This is a genomic window from Streptomyces sp. NPDC048196 (genome assembly GCF_040652715.1).
In the GTDB taxonomy this organism is placed as follows: Bacteria; Actinomycetota; Actinomycetes; order Streptomycetales; family Streptomycetaceae; genus Streptomyces; species Streptomyces siderophoricus.
The window spans coordinates 18,154-40,125 of record NZ_JBEZMM010000028.1 but is presented as its reverse complement, the minus strand read 5'-3'; the positions used below and the strand labels follow the sequence as shown (position 1 = coordinate 40,125).

Here is a 21,972-nt window from a genome sequence, read left to right as displayed (position 1 = left end):
CCAGGCGCCCGGTGGGTGTCCTTCCCCCGCCTCCTCCTTCTTGAGGGATCTTCCGTGCGGAGATTTACGAGAAGGGGTGCGACACGCCCGACCGCGTGGGTCGGAGAAGGACGCGAACCTCCCGGGTCCCAGAGCGTTACGAGAGACAGGACTACGAAGTAGCCATGGCGGGACAGAAGATCCGCATCCGGCTCAAGGCCTACGACCACGAGGTCATCGACTCTTCGGCGAAGAAGATCGTCGAGACGGTGACCCGGACTGGTGCGTCGGTCGCGGGCCCGGTGCCGCTGCCCACTGAAAAGAACGTGTACTGCGTCATCAAGTCGCCGCACAAGTACAAGGACTCGCGCGAGCACTTCGAGATGCGCACGCACAAGCGCCTGATCGACATCCTCGACCCGACGCCGAAGACCGTTGACTCCCTGATGCGACTCGACCTCCCGGCCGGTGTCGACATCGAGATCAAGCTCTGAGGGTCGGTGATCTGAGAGATGGCTAAGCAGATCAAGGGCATCCTGGGCGAGAAGCTCGGTATGACGCAGGTGTGGGACGAGAACAACCGCGTTGTTCCGGTCACCGTCGTCAAGGCCGGGCCCTGTGTCGTTACCCAGGTGCGCACCAATGACCAGGACGGCTACGACTCCGTCCAGATCGCCTTCGGCGAGATCGACCCGCGCAAGGTGAACAAGCCCCTCAAGGGCCACTTCGCGAAGGCCGACGTCACCCCCCGCCGTCACCTCGTCGAGGTCCGTACTCCCGACGCCGGTGAGTACACCCTCGGCCAGGAGCTGACCGCTGAGACCTTCGAGTCCGGCGTCAAGGTGGACGTGACCGGCAAGAGCAAGGGCAAGGGCTTCGCCGGTGTCATGAAGCGTCACGGCTTCGGCGGCGGCAAGGCCTCGCACGGTGCCCACCGCGTGCACCGCAAGCCGGGCTCCATCGGTGGCTGTGCCACCCCGGGCCGCGTGTTCAAGGGCATGCGGATGGCCGGCCGTATGGGCAATGAGCGGGTCACCACCCAGAACCTGACCGTCCACGCCGTTGACGCGGAGAAGGGTCTGCTGCTCATCAAGGGCGCAGTTCCTGGTCCGAACGGCGGCCTCGTCCTGGTCCGTACCGCGGCCAAGGGGGCCTGAGGTAACCGATGAGCACCATTGACATCCTTTCGCCTGCTGGCGACAAGGCCGGGTCCGTCGAGCTCCCCGCGGAGATCTTCGACGCCAAGGTCAGCATCCCGCTGATCCACCAGGTCGTTGTTGCGCAGCTGGCCGCGGCCCGTCAGGGCACGCACAAGACCAAGACCCGCGGCGAGGTCCGCGGCGGTGGCAAGAAGCCTTACCGCCAGAAGGGCACCGGCCGCGCGCGCCAGGGTTCGACCCGTGCGCCGCAGTTCGCCGGCGGTGGCGTCGTCCACGGCCCCGTGCCGCGTGACTACAGCCAGCGGACCCCGAAGAAGATGAAGGCCGCCGCCCTGCGCGGTGCCCTCACCGACCGGGCCCGCAACAGCCGCATCCACGTCGTTTCCGGCGTGGTCGAGGGCGACATCTCCACCAAGGCCGCCAAGGCTCTCCTCGGCAAGGTCAGCGAGCGCAAGAACGTGCTCCTGGTCGCCGAGCGCAGCGACGAGGCCGCGTGGCTGTCCGCCCGCAACCTGCCCCAGGTTCACATCCTGGAGCCGGGCCAGCTGAACACGTACGACGTGCTCGTCTCCGACGACGTGGTCTTCACCAAGGCCGCCTTCGAGTCCTTCGTGTCCGGCCCCAAGGCCAACGCTGAGACCGAAGGGAGCGACGCCTGATGACTGAGGCCGTCGTCACCAGCAAGACCTTCACGGACCCGCGTGACATTCTCGTCAAGCCGGTGGTTTCCGAGAAGAGCTACGCGCTGCTGGACGAGAACAAGTACACGTTCGTCGTCGACCCGCGTGCCAACAAGACCCAGATCAAGCAGGCCGTCGAGGCGGTCTTCTCGGTCAAGGTCACCGGGGTCAACACGATCAACCGGCAGGGCAAGCGCAAGCGCACCCGCACCGGTTACGGCAAGCGCGCCAACACCAAGCGCGCCATCGTGACCCTCGCCGAGGGCGACCGTATCGACATCTTCGGCGGCCCGGTCTCCTAACGGAGTCCGAGTCGTCCGGAATCGGACGAGGACTGAGAAATGGGTATCCGCAAGTACAAGCCGACGACCCCGGGCCGTCGTGGCTCCAGCGTCGCCGACTTTGTCGAGATCACGCGGTCCACGCCGGAGAAGTCGCTGGTCCGCCCGCTGCACAGCAAGGGCGGCCGTAACAACGCCGGTCGTGTGACCGTTCGCCACCAGGGCGGTGGCCACAAGCGCGCCTACCGCGTGATCGACTTCCGTCGTCACGACAAGGACGGCGTGCCGGCCAAGGTCGCGCACATCGAGTACGACCCGAACCGCACCGCGCGCATCGCGCTGCTGCACTACGCAGACGGCGAGAAGCGCTACATCATCGCGCCCCGTGGCCTGGTCCAGGGTGCTCGGATTGAGAACGGCCCTGGCGCCGACATCAAGCCGGGCAACAACCTGCCGCTGCGTCACATCCCCGTGGGTACGACGATCCACGCGATCGAGCTGCGTCCGGGCGGCGGTGCGAAGTTCGCCCGCTCGGCCGGTGCCTCCGTGCAGCTGCTGGCGAAGGAGGGCGCGATGGCCCACCTTCGTATGCCGTCCGGTGAGATCCGCCTGGTCGACGTGCGCTGCCGCGCCACCGTCGGCGAGGTCGGCAACGCCGAGCAGTCGAACATCAACTGGGGCAAGGCCGGCCGCATGCGCTGGAAGGGCGTCCGCCCGACCGTGCGTGGTGTCGTGATGAACCCGGTCGACCACCCGCACGGTGGTGGTGAGGGCAAGACCTCCGGTGGTCGCCACCCGGTCTCGCCCTGGGGCCAGAAGGAGGGTCGTACTCGCTCGCCGAAGAAGGCCAGCAACAAGTACATCGTCCGCCGCCGCAAGACGAACAAGAAGCGCTAGGAGCGGGTTTAGATGCCGCGCAGTCTCAAGAAGGGGCCCTTCGTCGACGACCACCTCTCCAAGAAGGTGGACACGCAGAACGAAGCCGGCACCAAGAACGTCATCAAGACCTGGTCCCGCCGCTCCATGATCGTCCCGGCCATGCTCGGCCACACGATCGCGGTGCATGACGGCCGCAAGCACGTCCCGGTGTTCGTCACCGAGTCGATGGTCGGCCACAAGCTCGGCGAGTTTGCGCCGACCCGCACCTTCCGCGGCCACGAGAAGGACGACCGCAAGTCGCGTCGTCGCTGATCGACCGGAGTGCGAAGACTATGACTGACACCGAAGGGACAACCATGGAAGCCAGGGCCCAGGCGCGGTACATCCGCGTCACGCCCATGAAGGCCCGCCGCGTGGTGGACCTTATCCGTGGCATGGATGCCACGGAGGCTCAGGCGGTCCTGCGTTTCGCCCCGCAGGCCGCGAGCGTGCCGGTGGGCAAGGTGCTGGACAGCGCCATTGCCAACGCCGCGCACAACTACGACCACACGGACGCCTCTACGCTGGTCATCAGCGAGGCGTACGTCGACGAGGGCCCGACCCTGAAGCGGTTCCGTCCGCGTGCCCAGGGCCGTGCCTACCGGATCCGCAAGCGGACCAGCCACATCACCGTGGTCGTCAGCAGCAAGGAAGGAACCCGGTAATGGGCCAGAAGGTAAACCCGCACGGGTTCCGCCTCGGCGTGACGACGGACTTCAAGTCCCGCTGGTACGCCGACAAGCTGTACAAGGACTACGTCAAGGAAGACGTCGCCATTCGTCGCATGATGACGAAGGGCATGGAGCGCGCCGGTATCTCGAAGGTTGAGATCGAGCGCACCCGTGAGCGCGTCCGCGTTGACATCCACACCGCTCGCCCGGGCATCGTCATCGGCCGCCGCGGCGCCGAGGCGGACCGCATCCGCGGTGAGCTGGAGAAGCTGACCGGCAAGCAGGTCCAGCTGAACATCCTCGAGGTCAAGAACCCCGAGACCGACGCTCAGCTGGTGGCCCAGGCCGTCGCCGAGCAGCTGTCCTCCCGCGTCTCCTTCCGTCGCGCCATGCGTAAGAGCATGCAGTCGACGATGAAGGCCGGCGCCAAGGGCATCAAGATCCAGTGTGGTGGCCGTCTCGGCGGCGCCGAGATGTCCCGCTCGGAGTTCTACCGTGAGGGCCGTGTGCCCCTGCACACGCTCCGCGCGAACGTCGACTACGGCTTCTTCGAGGCCAAGACCACCTTCGGCCGCATCGGCGTGAAGGTCTGGATCTACAAGGGCGACGTCAAGAACATCGCCGAGGTGCGTGCCGAGAACGCCGCCGCCCGTGCGGGTAACCGCCCGGCCCGCGGTGGCGGCAACGACCGTCCGCGCCGCGGTGGCGAGCGTGGCGGCCGCGGCCGCAAGCCGCAGCAGCAGAGCGCCGCTGCCGAGGCCCCCAAGGCCGAGGCTGCTGCCGCTGCTCCGGCGGAGACCCCCGGAACGGAGGCCTGACCGACATGCTGATCCCTCGCAGGGTCAAGCACCGCAAGCAGCACCACCCGAAGCGCAACGGCATGGCCAAGGGTGGCACCGAGCTGGCCTTCGGTGAGTACGGAATCCAGGCCGTCACCCCGGCCTACGTGACGAACCGGCAGATCGAGTCCGCTCGTATTGCCATGACCCGTCACATCAAGCGTGGCGGCAAGGTGTGGATCAACATCTACCCCGACCGTCCGCTGACGAAGAAGCCGGCCGAGACCCGCATGGGTTCCGGTAAGGGTTCTCCGGAGTGGTGGGTCGCGAACGTCAAGCCCGGTCGGGTGATGTTCGAGCTGTCCTTCCCGAACGAAAAGGTTGCCAAGGAGGCGCTGACCCGCGCCGCCCACAAGCTTCCGATGAAGTGCCGCATCGTGCGGCGCGAGGCAGGTGAGTCGTGATGGCGGCCGGTACCACGGCGACCGAGCTGCGCGAGCTGAACAACGAGGACCTCGTTGCCAAGCTTCGTGAGGCCAAGGAGGAGCTGTTCAACCTCCGCTTCCAGGCGGCGACCGGACAGCTTGAGAACCACGGTCGGCTCAAGTCCGTCCGTAAGGACATCGCCCGGATCTACACCCTGATGCGGGAGCGCGAGCTCGGCATCGAGACGGTGGAGAGCGCCTGATGAGCGAGAAGAATGTGACTGAGACGAACGAGCGCGGTTTCCGCAAGACCCGTGAGGGTCTGGTCGTCAGCGACAAGATGGACAAGACCGTCGTCGTCGCCGTCGAGGACCGTGTCAAGCACGCGCTGTACGGCAAGGTCATCCGCCGTACCAACAAGCTCAAGGCGCACGACGAGCAGAACGCTGCCGGTGTCGGCGACCGCGTCCTCCTGATGGAGACCCGGCCGCTGTCCGCCACCAAGCGCTGGCGCATCGTCGAGATCCTCGAGAAGGCCAAGTAATCCCTCCTAGGGGGACCCCCTAGGAACAGTTCCGCCAGGCTCGGCGAGAAGCGCGAAGCACTCGCGCTTCTCGCCGGGAACCGGCAGACATTCAGGAGATAGACGTGATCCAGCAGGAGTCGCGACTGCGTGTCGCCGACAACACTGGTGCGAAGGAGATCCTTTGCATCCGTGTTCTCGGTGGTTCCGGTCGCCGCTACGCGGGCATCGGTGACGTCATCGTCGCCACCGTCAAGGATGCGATCCCCGGTGGCAACGTGAAGAAGGGTGACGTCGTCAAGGCCGTCATCGTTCGCACCGTCAAGGAGCGCCGCCGTCCGGACGGCTCGTACATCCGCTTCGACGAGAACGCGGCCGTCATCCTCAAGAACGATGGCGACCCCCGCGGCACCCGCATCTTCGGCCCCGTGGGCCGGGAACTGCGCGAGAAGAAGTTCATGAAGATCATCTCGCTCGCGCCGGAGGTGCTGTAACCGATGAAGATCAAGAAGGGCGACCTGGTCCAGGTCATCACCGGTAAGGACAAGGGCAAGCAGGGCAAGGTCATCCAGGCCTTCCCCCGCGAGGACCGCGTCCTGGTCGAGGGTGTCAACCGGGTCAAGAAGCACACCAAGGCCGGCCAGACCGCTCGTGGTTCGAAGACCGGCGGCATCGTGACGACCGAGGCCCCGATCCACGTGAGCAACGTTCAGCTCGTGGTGGAGAAGGACGGCCAGAAGGTTGTCACCCGCGTCGGATACCGCTTCGACGACGAGGGCAACAAGATCCGCGTTGCCAAGCGGACCGGTGAGGACATCTGATGACTGCCACCACCAACGCGCCGCGTCTCAAGACGCGCTACCGCGAAGAGATCGCCGGGAAGCTGAAGGACGAGTTCTCCTTCGAGAACGTCATGCAGATCCCCGGTCTGACCAAGATCGTGGTCAACATGGGTGTGGGCGACGCCGCCCGCGACTCCAAGCTGATCGAGGGCGCCATCCGCGACCTCACCACGATCACCGGCCAGAAGCCGGCCGTCACCAAGGCCCGTAAGTCCATCGCGCAGTTCAAGCTGCGTGAGGGCCAGCCGATCGGTGCCCACGTCACCCTCCGCGGTGACCGCATGTGGGAGTTCCTGGACCGTCTGCTGTCGCTCGCGCTCCCGCGCATCCGCGACTTCCGTGGTCTGTCCCCGAAGCAGTTCGACGGTCGGGGCAACTACACCTTCGGTCTCACGGAGCAGGTCATGTTCCACGAGATCGACCAGGACAAGATCGACCGTACCCGGGGTATGGACATCACCGTGGTCACCACGGCGACCAACGACGATGAGGGCCGCGCTCTCCTTCGTCACCTCGGCTTCCCGTTCAAGGAGGCGTGAGCGAGATGGCGAAGAAGGCTCTGATTGCCAAGGCTGCTCGCAAGCCCAAGTTCGGTGTGCGTGCGTACACCCGCTGCCAGCGCTGCGGCCGCCCGCACTCCGTGTACCGCAAGTTCGGCCTGTGCCGCGTGTGCCTTCGTGAGATGGCTCACCGTGGCGAGCTGCCGGGCGTGACCAAGAGCTCCTGGTAATCCCCCAGTTGGGATAACCCGGAGACTCTCGGTAAGCAGTCGGTCGGCGGGCACCTGCCCCCTTTTCCCGTAGGGTGGAGGGGTTTGGGTGTCCCGCCGCCCGAGACCGACCGCGGGCCGAGCCCGCATAACGTCGCTTACTACGCCGTAGGTCCCCGCGCCGCACCCGTCCCGACTCTGATCGGGGAGAGGGATGGCGCACATAGGAAACCCCGGCGAGAGAGGCCGAAGGCCAATTCATGACCATGACTGACCCCATCGCAGACATGCTGACCCGTCTGCGGAACGCGAACTCGGCGTACCACGACACCGTCGTGATGCCGCACAGCAAGATCAAGTCGCACATCGCGGAAATCCTCCAGCAGGAGGGTTACATCACCGGCTGGCGCGTCGAGGACGCCGAGGTCGGCAAGAACCTCGTCCTCGAGCTGAAGTTCGGCCCGAACCGCGAGCGCTCGATCGCCGGCATCAAGCGGATCTCGAAGCCGGGCCTGCGGGTCTACGCAAAGTCCACCAACCTGCCGAAGGTGCTCGGCGGCCTGGGCGTGGCGATCATCTCCACGTCGCACGGTCTCCTCACCGGCCAGCAGGCGCAGAAGAAGGGCGTGGGTGGGGAAGTCCTCGCCTACGTCTGGTAACCCGGGAACGGAGGAAGAGCTAATGTCGCGCATTGGCAAGCTGCCCATCCAGGTTCCCGCTGGCGTGGACGTCACCATCGAGGGCCGCACGGTCAACGTGAAGGGTCCCAAGGGCTCCCTTTCGCACACCGTCGCGGCTCCCATCGAGGTCGCCAAGGGTGAGGACGGCGTCATCAACGTCACCCGCCCGAACGACGAGCGTCAGAACAAGGCCCTGCACGGCCTGTCCCGCACGCTGGTGGCGAACATGATCACCGGCGTGACCCAGGGATACAGCAAGGCGCTCGAGATCAGCGGTGTCGGTTACCGCGTCCAGGCGAAGGGCTCCAACCTGGAGTTCTCCCTGGGCTACAGCCACCCGATCCTGATCGAGGCCCCCGAGGGCATCTCGTTCAAGGTCGAGTCCCCGACCAAGCTCAGCGTCGAGGGCATCGACAAGCAGAAGGTCGGCGAGGTGGCGGCGAACATCCGCAAGCTGCGCAAGCCTGACCCGTACAAGGCCAAGGGCGTCAAGTACGCCGGCGAGGTCATCCGCCGCAAGGTCGGAAAGGCTGGTAAGTAAGCCATGGCATACGGTGTGAAGATCGCTAAGGGCAACGCGTACAAGCGCGCCGCTGCCAAGCGTCGCCACATCCGCATCCGTAAGCGGATTTCGGGTACCCCGGAGCGTCCGCGTCTGGTCGTGACGCGGTCCAACCGCGGCATCACCGCTCAGGTCATCGACGACATCCAGGGCCACACCCTGGCCTCGGCGTCGACCCTGGACGCGTCCATCCGTGGTGGCGAGGGCGACAAGAGCGCCCAGGCCCAGAAGGTCGGCGCCCTGGTTGCCGAGCGTGCCAAGGCCGCCGGTGTCGAGGCCGTCGTGTTCGACCGCGGTGGCAAGCAGTACGCCGGGCGGATTGCCGCTCTGGCCGACGCCGCCCGCGAAGCCGGGCTGAAGTTCTAAGCCCCGGTTCCGGAGCTAGCGGACGTAACAGAGAGAGGTAAATCCAATGGCTGGACCCCAGCGCCGCGGCAGCGGTGCCGGTGGCGGCGAGCGGCGGGACCGGAAGGGTCGCGACGGTGGCGCTGCCGCCGAGAAGACCGCGTACGTTGAGCGCGTAGTCGCGATCAACCGCGTCGCCAAGGTTGTCAAGGGTGGTCGTCGTTTCAGCTTCACCGCGCTGGTCGTGGTGGGCGACGGTGACGGCACCGTGGGTGTCGGTTACGGCAAGGCCAAGGAAGTTCCGGCTGCCATCGCCAAGGGCGTGGAAGAGGCCAAGAAGAACTTCTTCAAGGTCCCCCGTATCCAGGGCACCATCCCGCACCCCATCCAGGGCGAGAAGGCTGCGGGCGTCGTCCTGCTCAAGCCGGCTTCCCCCGGTACCGGTGTGATCGCCGGTGGCCCGGTGCGCGCCGTCCTGGAGTGCGCGGGCATCCACGACGTGCTGAGCAAGTCGCTCGGTTCGTCGAACCCGATCAACATCGTGCATGCCACGGTGACCGCGCTTCAGGGCCTGCAGCGCCCCGAGGAGATCGCGGCCCGTCGTGGCCTGCCGCTGGAGGACGTGGCTCCCGCTGCTCTGCTGCGGGCGCGTGCAGGGGTGAGCGCGTAATGGCTCGCCTGGAGATCACGCAGACCAAGTCCTACATCGGCAGCAAGCAGAACCACCGCGACACGCTGCGTTCGCTCGGCCTGAAGCGGCTGGGTGACGTGGTTGTCAAGGAGGACCGCCCCGAGTTCCGCGGCATGGTGCACACCGTCCGCCACCTCGTGTCGGTCAAGGAGGTCGACTGACATGGCGGAGCAGAACCCGCTGAAGGTCCACAACCTCCGGCCCGCCCCGGGCGCCAAGACCGCCAAGACCCGTGTCGGTCGTGGTGAGGCGTCCAAGGGTAAGACCGCCGGTCGTGGTACCAAGGGCACCAAGGCCCGTTACCAGGTTCCGGAGCGCTTCGAGGGTGGGCAGATGCCCCTCCACATGCGCCTCCCGAAGCTGAAGGGCTTCAAGAACCCCGCCCACAAGCAGTTCCAGGTCGTGAACCTGGCCAAGCTGGCCGAGCTCTACCCGCAGGGTGGCGAGGTCACGGTGGCCGACCTGGTTGCCAAGGGCGCGGTGCGCAAGAACGAGCTCGTCAAGGTCCTGGGCCAGGGCGAGGTCTCCGTGGCGCTGCAGGTTTCGGTTGACGCCGTCTCCGGCTCCGCCAAGGAGAAGATCGCCGCCGCCGGCGGCACCGTCACCGAGCTCATCTGAGTTCGTTGGTTCAACTGACCGGGGATGCCCATCGATTGGGGCATCCCCGGTTGGTCGTTCCACGGGGGTACGGTCGCCGGTAAGGTGGCATGCACTGTTGTTTTCCGGGGCCAATGCCCCGGGCCCCCGCCGCATGGGCCGCGCCCGTGCGGTTTCCGGCCGTTACGTATTCGTCGATCCTCAAGACCGTTACCTCTCGCCCTCGGGGCGGGGGGCGCAGGAGGCACCGTGCTCACCGCGTTCGCCCGAGCGTTCAAGACGCCCGACCTGCGCAAGAAGCTGCTGTTCACGTTGGGCATCATCGTGCTCTACCGGATCGGAGCGCACGTCCCGGTCCCTGGGGTGAACTACGCGAACGTCGAGACCTGCATGAAGCAGGCCGGCGGCAACAGCGGGTTGTTCGCCCTGGTGAACATGTTCAGCGGTGGTGCGCTGCTGCAGATCACGATCTTCGCGCTGGGGATCATGCCGTACATCACGGCGAGCATCATCCTCCAGCTGCTCACCGTGGTCATCCCCCGGCTGGAGGCCCTCAAGAAAGAGGGGCAGTCGGGCCAGGGGAAGATCACCCAGTACACCCGCTATCTGACCGTGGCGCTCGCGGTCCTGCAGGGCACCGGCCTGGTGGCCACCGCCCGCAGCGGCGCGCTCTTCCAGAGCTGCCCGGTCGCCAGCGAGATCGTGCCCAGCGACTCGATCTTCACCACCATCACGATGGTCATCTGCATGACCGCCGGCACCTGCCTGATCATGTGGCTCGGTGAGCTCGTCACCGACCGCGGCATCGGCAACGGCATGTCCATCCTGATGTTCATCTCGATCGCCGCCGGCTTCCCGGGCGCCCTGTGGCAGATCAAGCTCACCGGCAAGCTCGCGGACGGCTGGATCGAGTTCTTCTCGGTGATCGCGGTGGGTCTGGCGATGGTCGCCCTGGTGGTCTTCGTCGAGCAGGCCCAGCGGCGCATCCCGGTGCAGTACGCGAAGCGGATGATCGGCCGCCGGTCCTATGGCGGTACGTCCACGTACATCCCGCTCAAGGTGAATCAGGCGGGTGTGATTCCGGTCATCTTCGCGTCGTCGTTGCTCTACATTCCAGCCCTGGTTGCACAGTTCAGCGGGTCGAAGGCGGGATGGGCGACCTGGATCGCCACCAACTTCACCAAGGGAAATCACCCGGTTTACATCGTTACGTACTTCCTGCTGATCGTCTTCTTCGCCTTCTTCTACGTCGCCATCAGCTTCAACCCCGAAGAAGTTGCCGACAACATGAAGAAGTATGGTGGCTTCATCCCGGGTATCCGGGCTGGTCGCCCGACGGCCGAGTACCTCAGCTACGTGCTCAACCGGATCACGTGGCCGGGCTCGCTGTACCTGGGGCTGATCGCGCTCGTACCAACAGTGGCGTTGGTGCTGTTCAACGCGAACCAGAACTTCCCGTTCGGCGGGACGAGCATCCTCATCATCGTGGGTGTGGGTCTGGAGACCGTGAAGCAGATTGAGAGCCAGCTTCAGCAGCGCAACTACGAAGGGTTCCTCCGCTGATGCGAATCGTCCTCGTCGGGCCCCCGGGGGCCGGCAAGGGTACGCAGGCTGCGTACCTTGCCAAGAACCTCGTGATCCCGCACATCTCCACGGGGGACCTGTTCCGGGCCAACATCAGCCAGGGCACCGACCTCGGCAAGCAGGCCAAGGCGTTCATGGACGCCGGTGAACTCGTTCCCGACGAGGTCACCATCGGCATGGCCCGCGACCGGATGAACCAGCCGGACGCCGCCGGCGGCTTCCTGCTGGACGGCTTCCCCCGCAACGTCTCGCAGGCCGAGGCGCTCGACGAGGCCCTCAAGGAGGACGGCGTCACGCTCGACGCGGTCCTGGACCTGGAGGTCCCCGAGGAAGAGGTGGTCAAGCGCATCGCCGGCCGCCGCATCTGCCGCAACGACTCCAGCCACGTCTTCCACGTGACCTACAGCGCGCCGAAGCTGGAGGGCGTCTGTGACGTCTGCGGCGGCGACCTGTACCAGCGTGACGACGACAGCGAGGAGACCGTCCGCAAGCGGCTGGAGGTCTACCACACGCAGACCGAGCCGATCATCGACTACTACAAGGCCCAGGACCTGGTCGTGACCATCCCGGCACTCGGGAAGGTCGAAGAGGTCACGGAGCGCGCGATGGCCGCGCTCCAGGGCGGTAAGTAGCGGACAGCTCCGTACGGCCGCGGTGTCCAGCACGGGCACCGCGGCCGTACTGTTGGTCGGGTACGACGTCAGACAGCACGGACGGAAGGGCGTAAGCCGCGATGGTGGAGATCAAGACCCCCGAGCAGATCGCGAAGATGCGCGAGGCGGGGCTGGTGGTCGCCGCCATCCACGCCGCGACCCGGGAGGTCGCGGTGCCGGGCGCCACGACCAAGGACCTGGACGACGCGGCGCGCAAGGTGCTCGCCGAGCACGGCGCGAAGTCGAACTTCCTCGGCTACGGCGGCTTCCCCGCGACGATCTGCACCTCGGTGAACGACGTCGTGGTCCACGGCATCCCGGACACCGACACCGTGCTGGCGGACGGCGACATCATCTCCATCGACTGCGGCGCGATCGTCGACGGCTGGCACGGCGACGCCGCGTACACCGCCTTCGTCGGCTCGGGTCATTCCGCGGAGCTGGTCGAGCTCAGCCGGGTCACCGAGGGCTCGATGTGGGCGGGCATCGCCGCGGTCGCCAAGGGCAACCGACTGGTCGACATCTCCAAGGCGATCGAGGGCTACATCCGCCGCCAGCCCCGCCCGGCCAGCGGCAAGTACGGCATCGTCGAGGACTACGGCGGCCACGGCATCGGCTCGCAGATGCACATGGACCCGCACCTGCTGAACTACGTCGACCGCAAGCGCGGCCGCGGCCCCAAGCTGGTGCCCGGTTTCTGCATCGCGATCGAGCCGATGGTGAACCTCGGCACCCCGAAGACCCATGTGCTCGAGGACGACTGGACCGTGAAGTCGAACGACGGCAGCTGGTCCTCGCACTGGGAACACTCGGTCGCGCTGACCGAGCAGGGCCCGCTGGTGCTGACCGCGCCGGACGGTGGCAAGGCCCGGCTCGCGGAGCTCGGGATCACCGCGGCGCCGGACCCGCTGGCGTAAGGATCACCCACCATGGGCAATAATCCTGGATTCGTCTTTTCCCGGACCCTGACGTAGACTGACGCGTCGGCTCTCGTGCATCCGTATGCCTGTTAAAGGGTCGGACGCATCGCAGGTGATTCACCTGCGAATGACAGCCGCCAAAAGGTAGCCGATTCGAAGGGCGAAGCGTGGCCAAGAAGCAAGGTGCCATCGAGATCGAGGGCACCGTGATCGAGTCCCTCCCGAACGCGATGTTCAAGGTGGAGCTTCAGAACGGTCACAAGGTCCTCGCGCACATCAGCGGCAAGATGCGGATGCACTACATCCGTATCCTTCCGGATGACCGGGTCGTCGTGGAGCTCTCTCCCTACGACCTGACGCGTGGGCGGATCGTCTACCGCTACAAGTAGATCTTGTCGGCACCCCGCTCCCGTGGGGTGACGGCACTGACCCGGAGAACCTCACATCCCATGAAGGTCAAGCCGAGCGTCAAGAAGATCTGCGACAAGTGCAAGGTGATCCGCCGCCACGGCCGGGTCATGGTCATCTGCGACAACCTGCGCCACAAGCAGCGCCAGGGCTGACGCACGCCGACCACCTGCATTTCGCAGTTCGCGCGACGCAAGCACCACACGTTCATACGCAGTCACCCGACCCCCCCGCACCAGCGGCGTGGGGACGACACCCCCGGCTCGGAGGCCGGGGACCCGGCTCGTAATTCTGCAGAGTCTTACGGGAACGGTGCTGCGGAAGACCTCCGAATAGCCATCAGGAGCCACATCAATGGCACGCCTCGCAGGCGTTGATCTCCCGCGCGAAAAGCGTGTGGAGGTCGCCCTCACCTACGTCTTCGGTATCGGGCGGACGCTCTCGCAGCAGACCCTCGCCGCCACCGGCGTGAACCCGAACACCCGGGTCCGCGACCTGGCCGAGGAAGACCTCGTCAAGATCCGCGAGTACGTCGACAACAACCTCAAGACCGAGGGTGACCTCCGTCGCGAGATCCAGGCCGACATCCGCCGCAAGGTCGAGATCGGCTGCTACCAGGGTCTGCGTCACCGTCGCGGTCTGCCGGTGCACGGTCAGCGCACCAGCACGAACGCCCGTACCCGCAAGGGTCCGCGTCGCGCGATCGCCGGCAAGAAGAAGCCGGGCAAGAAGTAGTCCTCAGCAGGACGCTCACCAGCGGTCTTCGCTGTAGGACCGACCACCTCCACGGGAGAAATTCATGCCTCCGAAGGGCCGTACGGCCGGCGCCAAGAAGGTGCGCCGCAAGGAGAAGAAGAACGTCGCCCACGGGCACGCTCACATCAAGAGCACGTTCAACAACACGATCGTCTCGATCACCGACCCGACCGGGAACGTGATCTCTTGGGCCTCTGCCGGCCACGTCGGCTTCAAGGGCTCGCGCAAGTCCACCCCCTTCGCCGCGCAGATGGCCGCCGAGTCGGCCGCCCGCCGCGCGCAGGAGCACGGCATGCGCAAGGTCGACGTCTTCGTCAAGGGTCCCGGCTCCGGCCGTGAGACCGCGATCCGCTCCCTCCAGGCCACCGGCCTCGAGGTCGGCTCGATCCAGGACGTCACCCCCACCCCGCACAACGGATGCCGCCCGCCCAAGCGCCGCCGCGTCTGACCATCTGAAGTAGGAGACAACTAGACAATGGCGCGTTACACCGGGGCCGACTGCAAGCGTTGCCGTCGGGAGAAGCAGAAGCTCTTCCTCAAGGGGAGCAAGTGCGAGAGCGCGAAGTGCCCGATCGAGATCCGTCCTTACCCCCCGGGTGAGCACGGTCGCGGGCGCACCAAGGACAGCGAGTACCTGCTCCAGCTTCGTGAGAAGCAGAAGTGCAGCCGCATCTACGGTGTCCTTGAGAAGCAGTTCGTGAACTACTACAAGGAAGCGAACCAGAAGACCGGCAAGACCGGTGAGAACCTTCTGCGCATCCTTGAGACCCGCCTCGACAACGTGGTCTACCGGGCCGGCTTTGCCAAGTCCCGCGACCACGCCCGTCAGCTGGTCCGTCACGGACACATCACCGTGAACGGCCGCAAGACCGACATCCCGTCGGCTCGTGTGGCAGTGAACGACATCGTCGAGGTCCGCGAGGGCTCTCGGAACCTGACCCCCTTCGAGGTGGCCAAGGCCGAGGCCGGCGAGAAGACCGTTCCGGCGTGGCTGGAGGCGATCCCCTCGCAGCTGCGGATCCTCGTGCACAGCCTGCCCGAGCGCCAGGTGATCGACACCCAGGTGCAGGAGCAGCTGATCGTCGAGCTTTACTCGAAGTAAGGCTTGTCGGCCCCCGGCACGTCGGGGGCCGGTGGGTGTGGGCGGTACGGAGCTTCGGCGTCGTACCGCCCGTACCCTTGTCGGTACAGCGGGCGTCAAATAGCGGGCGCCCACGACTGAAGGACCGAAAAACATGCTGATTGCTCAGCGTCCCTCCCTGACCGAAGAGGTCGTGGACGAATACCGCTCCCGGTTCGTGATCGAGCCGCTGGAGCCGGGCTTCGGCTACACCCTCGGCAACTCCCTGCGTCGTACGCTCCTCTCCTCGATCCCGGGTGCGGCGGTCACGTCCATCCGCATCGACGGCGTTCTGCACGAGTTCACCACCGTGCCGGGCGTCAAGGAGGACGTCACCGACCTCATCCTCAACATCAAGCAGCTGGTCGTCTCCTCGGAGCACGACGAGCCGGTCGTGATGTACCTGCGCAAGCAGGGCCCGGGCCTCGTGACCGCCGCGGACATCGCGCCGCCGGCCGGTGTCGAGGTGCACAACCCCGACCTGGTCCTCGCCACGCTCAACGGCAAGGGCAAGCTGGAGATGGAGCTGACCGTCGAGCGCGGTCGCGGCTACGTCTCCGCCGTGCAGAACAAGCAGGTGGGCCAGGAGATCGGCCGTATCCCGGTCGACTCCATCTACTCGCCGGTGCTCAAGGTCACGTACAAGGTCGAGGCGACCCGTGTCGAGCAGCGCACCGACTTCGACAAGCTGATCGTCGACGTCGAGACCAAGCAGGCGATGCGTCCGCGTGACGCCATGGCCTCCGCCGGTAAGACCCTGGTCGAGCTGTTCGGTCTCGCCCGCGAGCTGAACATCGACGCCGAGGGCATCGACATGGGCCCGTCCCCCACGGACGCCGCCCTGGCCGCCGACCTGGCGCTGCCGATCGAGGAGCTGGAGCTCACCGTCCGCTCCTACAACTGCCTCAAGCGCGAGGGCATCCACTCCGTGGGTGAGCTCGTCGCCCGCTCCGAGGCGGACCTGCTGGACATCCGCAACTTCGGTGCGAAGTCCATCGACGAGGTCAAGGCGAAGCTGGCCGGCATGGGCCTGGCCCTCAAGGACAGCCCGCCCGGATTCGACCCGACCGCCGCTGCCGACGCCTTCGGCGCCGACGACGACGCGGACGCCGGGTTCGTGGAGACCGAGCAGTACTGAATTCGACCGGCAGGGGTCCGGGAGCCTTTCCCGGGCCCTTGCCGTGTGCATCTTCCGCGGGGCGGCCGCCTCGTGGGAACTGACACCGGTACCTGATACGGCCGGTGCAGCAATGAAGGAGATACACCATGCCGAAGCCCACCAAGGGTGCCCGTCTGGGCGGCAGCGCTGCGCACGAGCGTCTCATGCTGCGCAACCTGGCCACCGCGCTCTTCGAGCACGGCCGCATCACGACGACCGAGGCCAAGGCCCGTCGTCTGCGTCCGTACGCGGAGCGTCTGGTGACCAAGGCGAAGAAGGGCGACCTTCACAACCGCCGTCAGGTCATGCAGCTGATCTCGGACAAGGGCGTCGTGCACACGCTCTTCACGGAGATCGCGCCGCGGTTCGCGGAGCGTCCGGGTGGCTACACCCGTATCACCAAGATCGGCAACCGTCGTGGCGACAACGCCCCGATGGCCGTGATCGAGCTGGTCGAGGGCGAGATCGCCAAGAAGGCGACCGTCGCCGAGGCCGAGGCCGCGACCAAGCGCGCGGTGAAGGAAGCCGATGAGGCCGCGGCGACCGAGGCTCCGGCCGAGGCGCCCGCCGAGGAGTCCAAGGACGCCTGAGGTTGACCTCGCGTGAAGCGGGTCCGTCCGAGAGGGCGGGCCCGCTTTCGTGTCTTTCCCAAGGGATCTGCCCGGAGAGGATCTCCCCGTGAGTGACGAAGTACGGCCCGGACACGTCCGGATCCGCCTGGACCTGTCGTACGACGGCTCCGCCTTCCACGGCTGGGCCAAGCAGGCCGGCGGCCGGCGCACCGTGCAGGCCGAGATCGAGGACGCCCTGCGCACCGTGACGCGGTCGGGGGAGACGACGTACGAGCTGACGGTGGCCGGGCGGACCGACGCCGGGGTGCACGCGCGGGGCCAGGTGGCGCACGTGGACCTGCCCGGGGAGCTGTGGGCTGAGCACCGGGAGAAGCTGCTGAAGCGGCTCGCCGGGCGGCTTTCCAAGGACGTGCGGATCTGGCGCCTCAGCGAGGCCCCCGAGGGCTTCAACGCGCGTTTCTCGGCGATCTGGCGGCGCTACGCCTACCGCGTCACCGACAACCCCGGCGGGGTCGACCCGCTGCTGCGCGGGCACGTCCTGTGGCACGACTGGCCGCTCGACGTGGACGCCATGAACGAGGCGGCCCGGCGGCTGCTCGGGGAGCACGACTTCGCGGCGTACTGCAAGAAGCGCGAGGGCGCGACGACCATCCGCACGCTCCAGGAGCTGAGCCTGGTGCGGGGCGAGGACGGGATCGTCACCGCCACGGTGCGGGCCGACGCCTTCTGCCACAACATGGTGCGCTCGCTGATCGGGGCGCTGCTGTTCGTGGGGGACGGGCACCGGCCGGCCGACTGGCCGGGGAAGGTGCTCGCGGCCGGCATACGCGACTCGGCCGTGCACGTGGTCCGGCCGCACGGGCTGACGCTCGAAGAGGTCGGGTATCCGGCGGACGAGCTGCTGGCGGCCCGCAACAAGGAGGCCCGGAACAAGCGGGCGCTGCCGGCGGGCGGCTGCTGCTGAGCCGCCCGCCGGGGAGCCGGCCGGTCAGGACGACCGGCCGGCCTTCTTCCGGGCTTCCTCCAGCTGGCGTTCGGCGGCCTTGGCGGCCTGGTCCTTGCCCCGCTGGGTGATCTGCGTGAACGCGTAGGAGCCGCCGTCCCGGGCGATCTGCCGGGCCTTGGTCTCCGAGGTGACGACGTCCTTGCCGTTGAGGTAGCCGGCGATCGTGAAGTAGGCGTAGCGGCCGGTGGCGTTGGTGGCCATCCGGCACTTGTGGCCCTGGCAGAAGTCCGAGGGGACCCCGCCGCCGGGCAGCGGCATGAGGTTGGTCCGGTTCTCGTTCATGACCTTGGCCGCCTTGGCGGGCGAGTCGAAGACCGCGATGCCGATGGTGACCGCCACTCCGCCCTTGGCGTACGTGGCGCGCAGCAGCTGCTTGCAGCCGTTGTGGGACAGCGAGGAGACCAACGCCCCCTGGGCGGCGGCGGTGCAGTCCTTTGTCGAGGCGGTGCTGGTGCGCGGGTAGCTGTGCTCGCCGATGACCATGGTCTTCTGAGGGAAGAGCGTGGCCGGGGTGAGCGGCGCGGTGTCCTTCTTGGGGTCGGAGATGTAGTCCTGCGGGTTCGGCGGCGGCGGTACGGAGACGTCCGGGAAGGACGGCTTGTCGTCCGGGGCCGCGGCCTGGCCGGACGAGGTGGGCGCGGCGGTCGGGTTGCCGCCGGGGGAGTCGCCGCCGGCCATCACCGCGGCGGCGACGATGCCGGCCACCGCGACGGTCGCCAGTGCTCCGCCGCCGATCCACATCCACCGCTTGCGGCGGGACTGCGCCTCGCCTTCCTCCGCGAGCGCGTCCCAGTCCGGCGTGGACGAGAAAGATCCCCCGGGGCCGTCGAAGGGCCCGCCTTGCCCAAAACTCATGGCGCGCATCCTAATGCGGTTGGTGGAACGCTTATAGGCCGGTCACAATCCCGCTCATGGGACATCTGGAAGCCGGGCACCTGGAGTACTACCTGCCGGACGGGAGGGTCCTCCTGGGGGACGTGTCCTTCCGGGTGGCGGAGGGCGCGACGGTCGCGCTGGTGGGGGCCAACGGCGCGGGCAAGACGACGCTGCTGCGGCTGCTCGCCGGTGAGCTGGCGCCGCACGGCGGAGCGGTGACGGTCAGCGGCGGGCTGGGCGTGATGCCGCAGTTCGTCGGCTCGGTGCGGGACGACCGGACGGTGCGGGACCTGCTGGTGTCGGTGGCCCAGCCGCGGATCCGGGAGGCGGCCGCGGCGGTGGACGCCGCGGAGCTGGCGCTGATGACCGAGGACGACGAGGCCGCGCAGATGGCGTACGCGCAGGCGCTCAGCGACTGGGCCGAGGCCCGGGGCTACGAGGCCGAGACGGTCTGGGACATCTGCACCACGGCCGCGCTCGGCGTCCCGTACGAGAAGGCGCAGTGGCGCCAGGCGCGCACGCTCAGCGGGGGCGAGCAGAAGCGGCTGGTGCTGGAGTCGCTGCTGCGCGGCACGGACGAGGTGCTGCTGCTGGACGAGCCGGACAACTATCTGGACGTGCCGGGCAAGCGCTGGCTGGAGGAGCAGCTGCGGCAGACCCGTAAGACGGTGCTGTTCGTCTCGCACGACCGGGAGCTGCTGGCCCGCGCCGCGGAGAAGATCGTCAGCGTCGAGCCGGGCCCGGCGGGCTCGGACGTCTGGGTGCACGGCGGCGGCTTCGACACGTACCACGAGGCGCGCCGGGAGCGTTTCGCCCGCTTCGAGGAGCTGCGGCGGCGCTGGGACGAGAAGCACGCCCAGCTCAAGAAGCTGGTGGTCACGTTGCGGCAGGCGGCCGCGGTGAGCCATGAGATGGCCTCGCGGTACGCGGCGGCGCAGACCCGGCTGCGGAAGTTCGAGGAGGCCGGGCCGCCGCCGGAGCCGCCGCGGGAGCAGGACATCACGATGCGGCTGCGCGGCGGCCGTACCGGCGTCCGGGCGGTGACCTGCGAGAACCTGGAGCTGACCGGCCTGATGAAGCCGTTCTCGCTGGAGGTCTTCTACGGCGAGCGGGTCGCGGTGCTGGGCTCCAACGGCTCCGGCAAGTCGCACTTCCTGCGCCTGCTGGCCGGGGACGCCGACGACCCGGTGGCGCACACCGGCAGCTGGAAACTGGGCGCCCGTGTCGTGCCCGGCCACTTCGCCCAGACCCACGCCCACCCCGAGCTGGTGGGCCGCCCCCTCCTCGACATCCTGTGGACCGAACACGCCAAGGACAAGGGCCAGGCGATGTCCGCGCTGCGCCGCTACGAACTGGAGAAGCAGGCCGAGCAGCCCTTCGACCGCCTCTCCGGCGGCCAGCAGGCCCGCTTCCAGATCCTCCTCCTGGAGCTCTCCGGCACCACGGCGCTCCTCCTGGACGAGCCGACCGACAACCTGGACCTGGAGTCGGCGGAGGCGCTGCAGGAGGGCCTGGAGGCGTATGAGGGGACGGTGCTGGCGGTGACGCACGACCGGTGGTTCGCGCGCTCCTTCGACCGGTTCCTGGTGTTCGGGTCGGACGGGGTGGTGCGGGAGACGGCGGAGCCGGTGTGGGACGAGCGGAGGGTGGAGCGGGAGCGGTAGCCGGCAGGCCCGGGGGAGGAGCCGGAGCGGGGCCGGGGCGGGCCGCCGGGAGGCGGTTCGGGGGGCGTTTTGACCCCGCCGGGGACGGCCCGGTATTCTGCTGGTTCGTTATGCGTATTGGCTTGCTCTATCTCACGTGAGGGGCCCTTACGCCGGTCCACCGGACTGATCACCAGCGGCAGACGATCGGGTTGCGTCACCCGTAGTGCCGCCCTGCTGCGTGATCGATCGTGGTGACCAGTACAGGACCCACCCCCGAGTCCTCACGGCCCGGGGGTCCCATCACTGAAGAAGCGAAGGCTACGACCGTGCGTACGTTCAGCCCCAAGCCCGGCGATGTCCAGCGCCAGTGGCACATCATTGACGCGCAGGACGTTGTCCTGGGCCGTCTGGCCAGCCAGGCCGCGTCCCTCCTGCGGGGTAAGCACAAGCCGGTGTATGCACCGCACGTTGACACCGGTGACTTCGTCATCATCATCAACGCCGACAAGGTGCACCTGTCCGGCAACAAGAAGACCCAGAAGATGGCCTACCGTCACTCCGGCTTCCCGGGTGGTCTGCGCTCCGTCCGTTACGACGAGCTGCTCGACAAGAACCCCGAGAAGGCCGTCGAGAAGGCCATCAAGGGCATGCTCCCCAAGAACACCCTCGGCCGTCAGATGCTCTCGAAGCTGAAGGTCTACGCGGGCGCCGAGCACCCGCACGCTGCGCAGCAGCCGGTGCCGTTCGAGATCACCCAGGTCGCGCAGTAAGTCCGGCCACCCCCTAAGACGACAGAGAATTCTTAAGGAGCATCGTGGCTGAGACCACCCCCGAGACCCCGCTGGACGAGGTCGAGGAGTACACCACCGAGACCGAGGTCGTGGAGTCGGAGTACACCTCCGAGTCCCTCGCGTCCCGCTTCGGCGACCCGCAGCCGGCAGCCGGCCTGGGCCGTCGCAAGAACGCCATCGCCCGCGTCCGGATCGTTCCGGGCTCCGGCCAGTGGAAGATCAACGGCCGCACCCTTGAGGGCTACTTCCCGAACAAGGTGCACCAGCAGGAAGTCAACGAGCCCTTCAAGGTGCTCGAGCTCGACAACCGCTACGACGTCATCGCCCGCATCGCCGGCGGCGGCATCTCCGGCCAGGCCGGTGCGCTGCGCCTGGGCGTGGCCCGTGCGCTGAACGAGGCGGACGTCGAGAACAACCGCCCCGCGCTGAAGAAGGCCGGGTTCCTCAAGCGTGACGACCGTGCGGTCGAGCGCAAGAAGGCCGGTCTGAAGAAGGCCCGCAAGGCGCCGCAGTACAGCAAGCGCTAATCACGCGCTGCATCATGCAGCTCGTGGCGTACGCCCCGGTGGCACTTCCCGTGCTGCCGGGGCGTTCGGCTATCCGGGACCGGGCGGCGTAGATCCACGTCCAGGGGCGTAT

Annotated in this window: 36 protein-coding genes; 35 read left to right on the top strand and 1 reads right to left on the bottom strand. The window is 67.3% G+C overall.

The window, feature by feature from the left end; genetic code table 11:
• Nucleotides 1-164: 164 nt before the first annotated feature.
• From rpsJ to truA, 32 genes are all read left to right on the top strand, one after another.
• Nucleotides 165-473, top strand: a complete 309-nt coding sequence (gene rpsJ, locus AB0E02_RS24805) for a 30S ribosomal protein S10 (protein ID WP_003948644.1) — start codon at nucleotides 165-167, stop codon at nucleotides 471-473.
• A gap of 18 nt (nucleotides 474-491) precedes the next feature.
• On the top strand, nucleotides 492-1,136 hold the full coding sequence (rplC, locus tag AB0E02_RS24800; protein ID WP_030413011.1) for a 50S ribosomal protein L3: 645 nt from the start codon (nucleotides 492-494) through the stop codon (nucleotides 1,134-1,136).
• Between the two features lie 8 nt (nucleotides 1,137-1,144).
• Nucleotides 1,145-1,798, top strand: coding sequence for a 50S ribosomal protein L4 (rplD, locus tag AB0E02_RS24795; RefSeq protein WP_362142701.1), 654 nt, complete (start codon nucleotides 1,145-1,147; stop codon nucleotides 1,796-1,798).
• A complete protein-coding gene (rplW, locus tag AB0E02_RS24790) occupies nucleotides 1,798-2,121 on the top strand; it encodes a 50S ribosomal protein L23 (RefSeq protein ID WP_030413013.1) in 324 nt (107 codons plus the stop codon). The genes rplD and rplW overlap by 1 nt, the downstream gene beginning before the upstream one ends.
• A gap of 39 nt (nucleotides 2,122-2,160) precedes the next feature.
• A complete protein-coding gene (gene rplB / locus AB0E02_RS24785) occupies nucleotides 2,161-2,997 on the top strand; it encodes a 50S ribosomal protein L2 (RefSeq protein WP_030413014.1) in 837 nt (278 codons plus the stop codon).
• Nucleotides 2,998-3,009: 12 nt separating this feature from the next.
• Complete coding sequence (rpsS, locus tag AB0E02_RS24780; protein WP_030016988.1) at nucleotides 3,010-3,291, top strand: 30S ribosomal protein S19; 282 nt, start codon at nucleotides 3,010-3,012, stop codon at nucleotides 3,289-3,291.
• A gap of 44 nt (nucleotides 3,292-3,335) precedes the next feature.
• Nucleotides 3,336-3,683: a 50S ribosomal protein L22 gene (gene rplV / locus AB0E02_RS24775; protein ID WP_009997296.1), complete on the top strand. Its 348-nt coding sequence runs from the start codon at nucleotides 3,336-3,338 to the stop codon at nucleotides 3,681-3,683.
• Entirely contained in the window at nucleotides 3,683-4,507 is an 825-nt protein-coding gene (gene rpsC, locus AB0E02_RS24770; RefSeq protein ID WP_030413016.1) for a 30S ribosomal protein S3, read from the top strand. The genes rplV and rpsC overlap by 1 nt, the downstream gene beginning before the upstream one ends.
• A 5-nt stretch (nucleotides 4,508-4,512) precedes the next feature.
• The gene (gene rplP, locus AB0E02_RS24765; RefSeq protein WP_004571829.1) at nucleotides 4,513-4,932 is read left to right on the top strand and encodes a 50S ribosomal protein L16; all 420 of its coding nucleotides are present in this window, start codon (nucleotides 4,513-4,515) and stop codon (nucleotides 4,930-4,932) included.
• Nucleotides 4,932-5,156 carry a 50S ribosomal protein L29 gene (gene rpmC, locus AB0E02_RS24760; protein WP_362142697.1) on the top strand — a complete coding sequence of 75 codons (225 nt, stop codon included), beginning with the start codon at nucleotides 4,932-4,934 and terminating at the stop codon, nucleotides 5,154-5,156. Before rplP ends, rpmC begins: the two co-directional genes overlap by 1 nt.
• Nucleotides 5,156-5,437, top strand: coding sequence for a 30S ribosomal protein S17 (gene rpsQ / locus AB0E02_RS24755; protein ID WP_006604882.1), 282 nt, complete (start codon nucleotides 5,156-5,158; stop codon nucleotides 5,435-5,437). The genes rpmC and rpsQ overlap by 1 nt, the downstream gene beginning before the upstream one ends.
• Nucleotides 5,438-5,541: 104 nt before the next feature.
• Nucleotides 5,542-5,910 carry a 50S ribosomal protein L14 gene (gene rplN, locus AB0E02_RS24750; protein ID WP_003998823.1) on the top strand — a complete coding sequence of 123 codons (369 nt, stop codon included), beginning with the start codon at nucleotides 5,542-5,544 and terminating at the stop codon, nucleotides 5,908-5,910.
• A gap of 3 nt (nucleotides 5,911-5,913) precedes the next feature.
• A complete protein-coding gene (rplX, locus tag AB0E02_RS24745) occupies nucleotides 5,914-6,237 on the top strand; it encodes a 50S ribosomal protein L24 (RefSeq protein ID WP_030413017.1) in 324 nt (107 codons plus the stop codon).
• A complete protein-coding gene (gene rplE, locus AB0E02_RS24740) occupies nucleotides 6,237-6,797 on the top strand; it encodes a 50S ribosomal protein L5 (RefSeq protein WP_030413018.1) in 561 nt (186 codons plus the stop codon). The genes rplX and rplE overlap by 1 nt, the downstream gene beginning before the upstream one ends.
• A 5-nt stretch (nucleotides 6,798-6,802) precedes the next feature.
• Complete coding sequence (locus AB0E02_RS24735; protein WP_003956452.1) at nucleotides 6,803-6,988, top strand: type Z 30S ribosomal protein S14; 186 nt, start codon at nucleotides 6,803-6,805, stop codon at nucleotides 6,986-6,988.
• Between the two features lie 239 nt (nucleotides 6,989-7,227).
• On the top strand, nucleotides 7,228-7,626 hold the full coding sequence (gene rpsH, locus AB0E02_RS24730) for a 30S ribosomal protein S8 (RefSeq protein ID WP_030413019.1): 399 nt from the start codon (nucleotides 7,228-7,230) through the stop codon (nucleotides 7,624-7,626).
• Between the two features lie 22 nt (nucleotides 7,627-7,648).
• The gene (rplF, locus tag AB0E02_RS24725; RefSeq protein ID WP_201803195.1) at nucleotides 7,649-8,188 is read left to right on the top strand and encodes a 50S ribosomal protein L6; all 540 of its coding nucleotides are present in this window, start codon (nucleotides 7,649-7,651) and stop codon (nucleotides 8,186-8,188) included.
• 3 nt (nucleotides 8,189-8,191) lie between these two features.
• Nucleotides 8,192-8,575 (top strand): 50S ribosomal protein L18, encoded by a 384-nt coding sequence (gene rplR / locus AB0E02_RS24720; protein WP_030413021.1) that lies wholly within the window; start codon nucleotides 8,192-8,194, stop codon nucleotides 8,573-8,575.
• Between the two features lie 46 nt (nucleotides 8,576-8,621).
• On the top strand, nucleotides 8,622-9,224 hold the full coding sequence (gene rpsE, locus AB0E02_RS24715) for a 30S ribosomal protein S5 (RefSeq protein WP_030413022.1): 603 nt from the start codon (nucleotides 8,622-8,624) through the stop codon (nucleotides 9,222-9,224).
• Nucleotides 9,224-9,406: a 50S ribosomal protein L30 gene (rpmD, locus tag AB0E02_RS24710; protein WP_030413023.1), complete on the top strand. Its 183-nt coding sequence runs from the start codon at nucleotides 9,224-9,226 to the stop codon at nucleotides 9,404-9,406. Before rpsE ends, rpmD begins: the two co-directional genes overlap by 1 nt.
• 1 nt (nucleotide 9,407) lies before the next feature.
• Complete coding sequence (rplO, locus tag AB0E02_RS24705; protein WP_030413024.1) at nucleotides 9,408-9,863, top strand: 50S ribosomal protein L15; 456 nt, start codon at nucleotides 9,408-9,410, stop codon at nucleotides 9,861-9,863.
• A 228-nt stretch (nucleotides 9,864-10,091) separates the two neighbouring features.
• Nucleotides 10,092-11,405, top strand: a complete 1,314-nt coding sequence (gene secY / locus AB0E02_RS24700) for a preprotein translocase subunit SecY (RefSeq protein WP_265362225.1) — start codon at nucleotides 10,092-10,094, stop codon at nucleotides 11,403-11,405.
• The gene (locus tag AB0E02_RS24695; protein WP_362142692.1) at nucleotides 11,405-12,058 is read left to right on the top strand and encodes an adenylate kinase; all 654 of its coding nucleotides are present in this window, start codon (nucleotides 11,405-11,407) and stop codon (nucleotides 12,056-12,058) included. Before secY ends, AB0E02_RS24695 begins: the two co-directional genes overlap by 1 nt.
• Before the next feature lie 101 nt (nucleotides 12,059-12,159).
• Nucleotides 12,160-12,996: a type I methionyl aminopeptidase gene (gene map, locus AB0E02_RS24690; RefSeq protein ID WP_362142691.1), complete on the top strand. Its 837-nt coding sequence runs from the start codon at nucleotides 12,160-12,162 to the stop codon at nucleotides 12,994-12,996.
• A 170-nt stretch (nucleotides 12,997-13,166) separates the two neighbouring features.
• Nucleotides 13,167-13,388: a translation initiation factor IF-1 gene (infA, locus tag AB0E02_RS24685; RefSeq protein ID WP_003956442.1), complete on the top strand. Its 222-nt coding sequence runs from the start codon at nucleotides 13,167-13,169 to the stop codon at nucleotides 13,386-13,388.
• A gap of 60 nt (nucleotides 13,389-13,448) precedes the next feature.
• Entirely contained in the window at nucleotides 13,449-13,562 is a 114-nt protein-coding gene (rpmJ, locus tag AB0E02_RS24680; RefSeq protein ID WP_003956441.1) for a 50S ribosomal protein L36, read from the top strand.
• Nucleotides 13,563-13,761: 199 nt separating this feature from the next.
• Nucleotides 13,762-14,142, top strand: coding sequence for a 30S ribosomal protein S13 (gene rpsM / locus AB0E02_RS24675; protein WP_018090888.1), 381 nt, complete (start codon nucleotides 13,762-13,764; stop codon nucleotides 14,140-14,142).
• 64 nt (nucleotides 14,143-14,206) lie between these two features.
• Nucleotides 14,207-14,611, top strand: a complete 405-nt coding sequence (gene rpsK / locus AB0E02_RS24670; protein ID WP_004571845.1) for a 30S ribosomal protein S11 — start codon at nucleotides 14,207-14,209, stop codon at nucleotides 14,609-14,611.
• A 27-nt stretch (nucleotides 14,612-14,638) separates the two neighbouring features.
• Nucleotides 14,639-15,265, top strand: coding sequence for a 30S ribosomal protein S4 (rpsD, locus tag AB0E02_RS24665; RefSeq protein ID WP_362142688.1), 627 nt, complete (start codon nucleotides 14,639-14,641; stop codon nucleotides 15,263-15,265).
• Nucleotides 15,266-15,398: 133 nt separating this feature from the next.
• Entirely contained in the window at nucleotides 15,399-16,421 is a 1,023-nt protein-coding gene (locus tag AB0E02_RS24660) for a DNA-directed RNA polymerase subunit alpha (RefSeq protein WP_003956430.1), read from the top strand.
• 128 nt (nucleotides 16,422-16,549) lie between these two features.
• A complete protein-coding gene (gene rplQ / locus AB0E02_RS24655) occupies nucleotides 16,550-17,032 on the top strand; it encodes a 50S ribosomal protein L17 (RefSeq protein ID WP_362142686.1) in 483 nt (160 codons plus the stop codon).
• An 88-nt stretch (nucleotides 17,033-17,120) separates the two neighbouring features.
• A complete protein-coding gene (gene truA, locus AB0E02_RS24650; protein ID WP_362142684.1) occupies nucleotides 17,121-17,978 on the top strand; it encodes a tRNA pseudouridine(38-40) synthase TruA in 858 nt (285 codons plus the stop codon).
• A 24-nt stretch (nucleotides 17,979-18,002) separates the two neighbouring features.
• On the opposite strand, the gene AB0E02_RS24645 is transcribed toward truA, so the two are convergent.
• On the bottom strand, nucleotides 18,003-18,875 hold the full coding sequence (locus tag AB0E02_RS24645; RefSeq protein WP_362142682.1) for a hypothetical protein: 873 nt from the start codon (nucleotides 18,873-18,875) through the stop codon (nucleotides 18,003-18,005).
• Between the two features lie 56 nt (nucleotides 18,876-18,931).
• On the opposite strand from AB0E02_RS24645, the gene AB0E02_RS24640 reads away from it, so the two are divergent.
• From AB0E02_RS24640 to rpsI, 3 genes are all read left to right on the top strand, one after another.
• Nucleotides 18,932-20,560 carry an ATP-binding cassette domain-containing protein gene (locus AB0E02_RS24640; protein ID WP_362142680.1) on the top strand — a complete coding sequence of 543 codons (1,629 nt, stop codon included), beginning with the start codon at nucleotides 18,932-18,934 and terminating at the stop codon, nucleotides 20,558-20,560.
• Between the two features lie 308 nt (nucleotides 20,561-20,868).
• Nucleotides 20,869-21,312, top strand: a complete 444-nt coding sequence (gene rplM / locus AB0E02_RS24635) for a 50S ribosomal protein L13 (protein ID WP_030413033.1) — start codon at nucleotides 20,869-20,871, stop codon at nucleotides 21,310-21,312.
• Nucleotides 21,313-21,356: 44 nt separating this feature from the next.
• Nucleotides 21,357-21,860, top strand: a complete 504-nt coding sequence (gene rpsI, locus AB0E02_RS24630) for a 30S ribosomal protein S9 (protein WP_261957056.1) — start codon at nucleotides 21,357-21,359, stop codon at nucleotides 21,858-21,860.
• Nucleotides 21,861-21,972 lie beyond the last annotated feature (112 nt).

Bases quoted from the DNA above. Each gene is read 5' to 3' on its own strand.
- rpsJ (WP_003948644.1), top strand. From the start codon at position 165: ATGGCGGGACAGAAGATCCGCATCCGGCTCAAGGCCTACGACCACGAG.
- rplC (WP_030413011.1), top strand. From the start codon at position 492: ATGGCTAAGCAGATCAAGGGCATCCTGGGCGAGAAGCTCGGTATGACG.
- rplD (WP_362142701.1), top strand. From the start codon at position 1,145: ATGAGCACCATTGACATCCTTTCGCCTGCTGGCGACAAGGCCGGGTCC.
- rplW (WP_030413013.1), top strand. From the start codon at position 1,798: ATGACTGAGGCCGTCGTCACCAGCAAGACCTTCACGGACCCGCGTGAC.
- rplB (WP_030413014.1), top strand. From the start codon at position 2,161: ATGGGTATCCGCAAGTACAAGCCGACGACCCCGGGCCGTCGTGGCTCC.
- rpsS (WP_030016988.1), top strand. From the start codon at position 3,010: ATGCCGCGCAGTCTCAAGAAGGGGCCCTTCGTCGACGACCACCTCTCC.
- rplV (WP_009997296.1), top strand. From the start codon at position 3,336: ATGGAAGCCAGGGCCCAGGCGCGGTACATCCGCGTCACGCCCATGAAG.
- rpsC (WP_030413016.1), top strand. From the start codon at position 3,683: ATGGGCCAGAAGGTAAACCCGCACGGGTTCCGCCTCGGCGTGACGACG.
- rplP (WP_004571829.1), top strand. From the start codon at position 4,513: ATGCTGATCCCTCGCAGGGTCAAGCACCGCAAGCAGCACCACCCGAAG.
- rpmC (WP_362142697.1), top strand. From the start codon at position 4,932: ATGGCGGCCGGTACCACGGCGACCGAGCTGCGCGAGCTGAACAACGAG.
- rpsQ (WP_006604882.1), top strand. From the start codon at position 5,156: ATGAGCGAGAAGAATGTGACTGAGACGAACGAGCGCGGTTTCCGCAAG.
- rplX (WP_030413017.1), top strand. From the start codon at position 5,914: ATGAAGATCAAGAAGGGCGACCTGGTCCAGGTCATCACCGGTAAGGAC.
- rplE (WP_030413018.1), top strand. From the start codon at position 6,237: ATGACTGCCACCACCAACGCGCCGCGTCTCAAGACGCGCTACCGCGAA.
- AB0E02_RS24735 (WP_003956452.1), top strand. From the start codon at position 6,803: ATGGCGAAGAAGGCTCTGATTGCCAAGGCTGCTCGCAAGCCCAAGTTC.
- rpsH (WP_030413019.1), top strand. From the start codon at position 7,228: ATGACCATGACTGACCCCATCGCAGACATGCTGACCCGTCTGCGGAAC.
- rplF (WP_201803195.1), top strand. From the start codon at position 7,649: ATGTCGCGCATTGGCAAGCTGCCCATCCAGGTTCCCGCTGGCGTGGAC.
- rplR (WP_030413021.1), top strand. From the start codon at position 8,192: ATGGCATACGGTGTGAAGATCGCTAAGGGCAACGCGTACAAGCGCGCC.
- rpsE (WP_030413022.1), top strand. From the start codon at position 8,622: ATGGCTGGACCCCAGCGCCGCGGCAGCGGTGCCGGTGGCGGCGAGCGG.
- rpmD (WP_030413023.1), top strand. From the start codon at position 9,224: ATGGCTCGCCTGGAGATCACGCAGACCAAGTCCTACATCGGCAGCAAG.
- rplO (WP_030413024.1), top strand. From the start codon at position 9,408: ATGGCGGAGCAGAACCCGCTGAAGGTCCACAACCTCCGGCCCGCCCCG.
- AB0E02_RS24695 (WP_362142692.1), top strand. From the start codon at position 11,405: ATGCGAATCGTCCTCGTCGGGCCCCCGGGGGCCGGCAAGGGTACGCAG.
- map (WP_362142691.1), top strand. From the start codon at position 12,160: ATGGTGGAGATCAAGACCCCCGAGCAGATCGCGAAGATGCGCGAGGCG.
- rpmJ (WP_003956441.1), top strand. From the start codon at position 13,449: ATGAAGGTCAAGCCGAGCGTCAAGAAGATCTGCGACAAGTGCAAGGTG.
- rpsM (WP_018090888.1), top strand. From the start codon at position 13,762: ATGGCACGCCTCGCAGGCGTTGATCTCCCGCGCGAAAAGCGTGTGGAG.
- rpsK (WP_004571845.1), top strand. From the start codon at position 14,207: ATGCCTCCGAAGGGCCGTACGGCCGGCGCCAAGAAGGTGCGCCGCAAG.
- rpsD (WP_362142688.1), top strand. From the start codon at position 14,639: ATGGCGCGTTACACCGGGGCCGACTGCAAGCGTTGCCGTCGGGAGAAG.
- AB0E02_RS24660 (WP_003956430.1), top strand. From the start codon at position 15,399: ATGCTGATTGCTCAGCGTCCCTCCCTGACCGAAGAGGTCGTGGACGAA.
- rplQ (WP_362142686.1), top strand. From the start codon at position 16,550: ATGCCGAAGCCCACCAAGGGTGCCCGTCTGGGCGGCAGCGCTGCGCAC.
- AB0E02_RS24645 (WP_362142682.1), bottom strand. From the start codon at position 18,875: ATGAGTTTTGGGCAAGGCGGGCCCTTCGACGGCCCCGGGGGATCTTTC.
- AB0E02_RS24640 (WP_362142680.1), top strand. From the start codon at position 18,932: ATGGGACATCTGGAAGCCGGGCACCTGGAGTACTACCTGCCGGACGGG.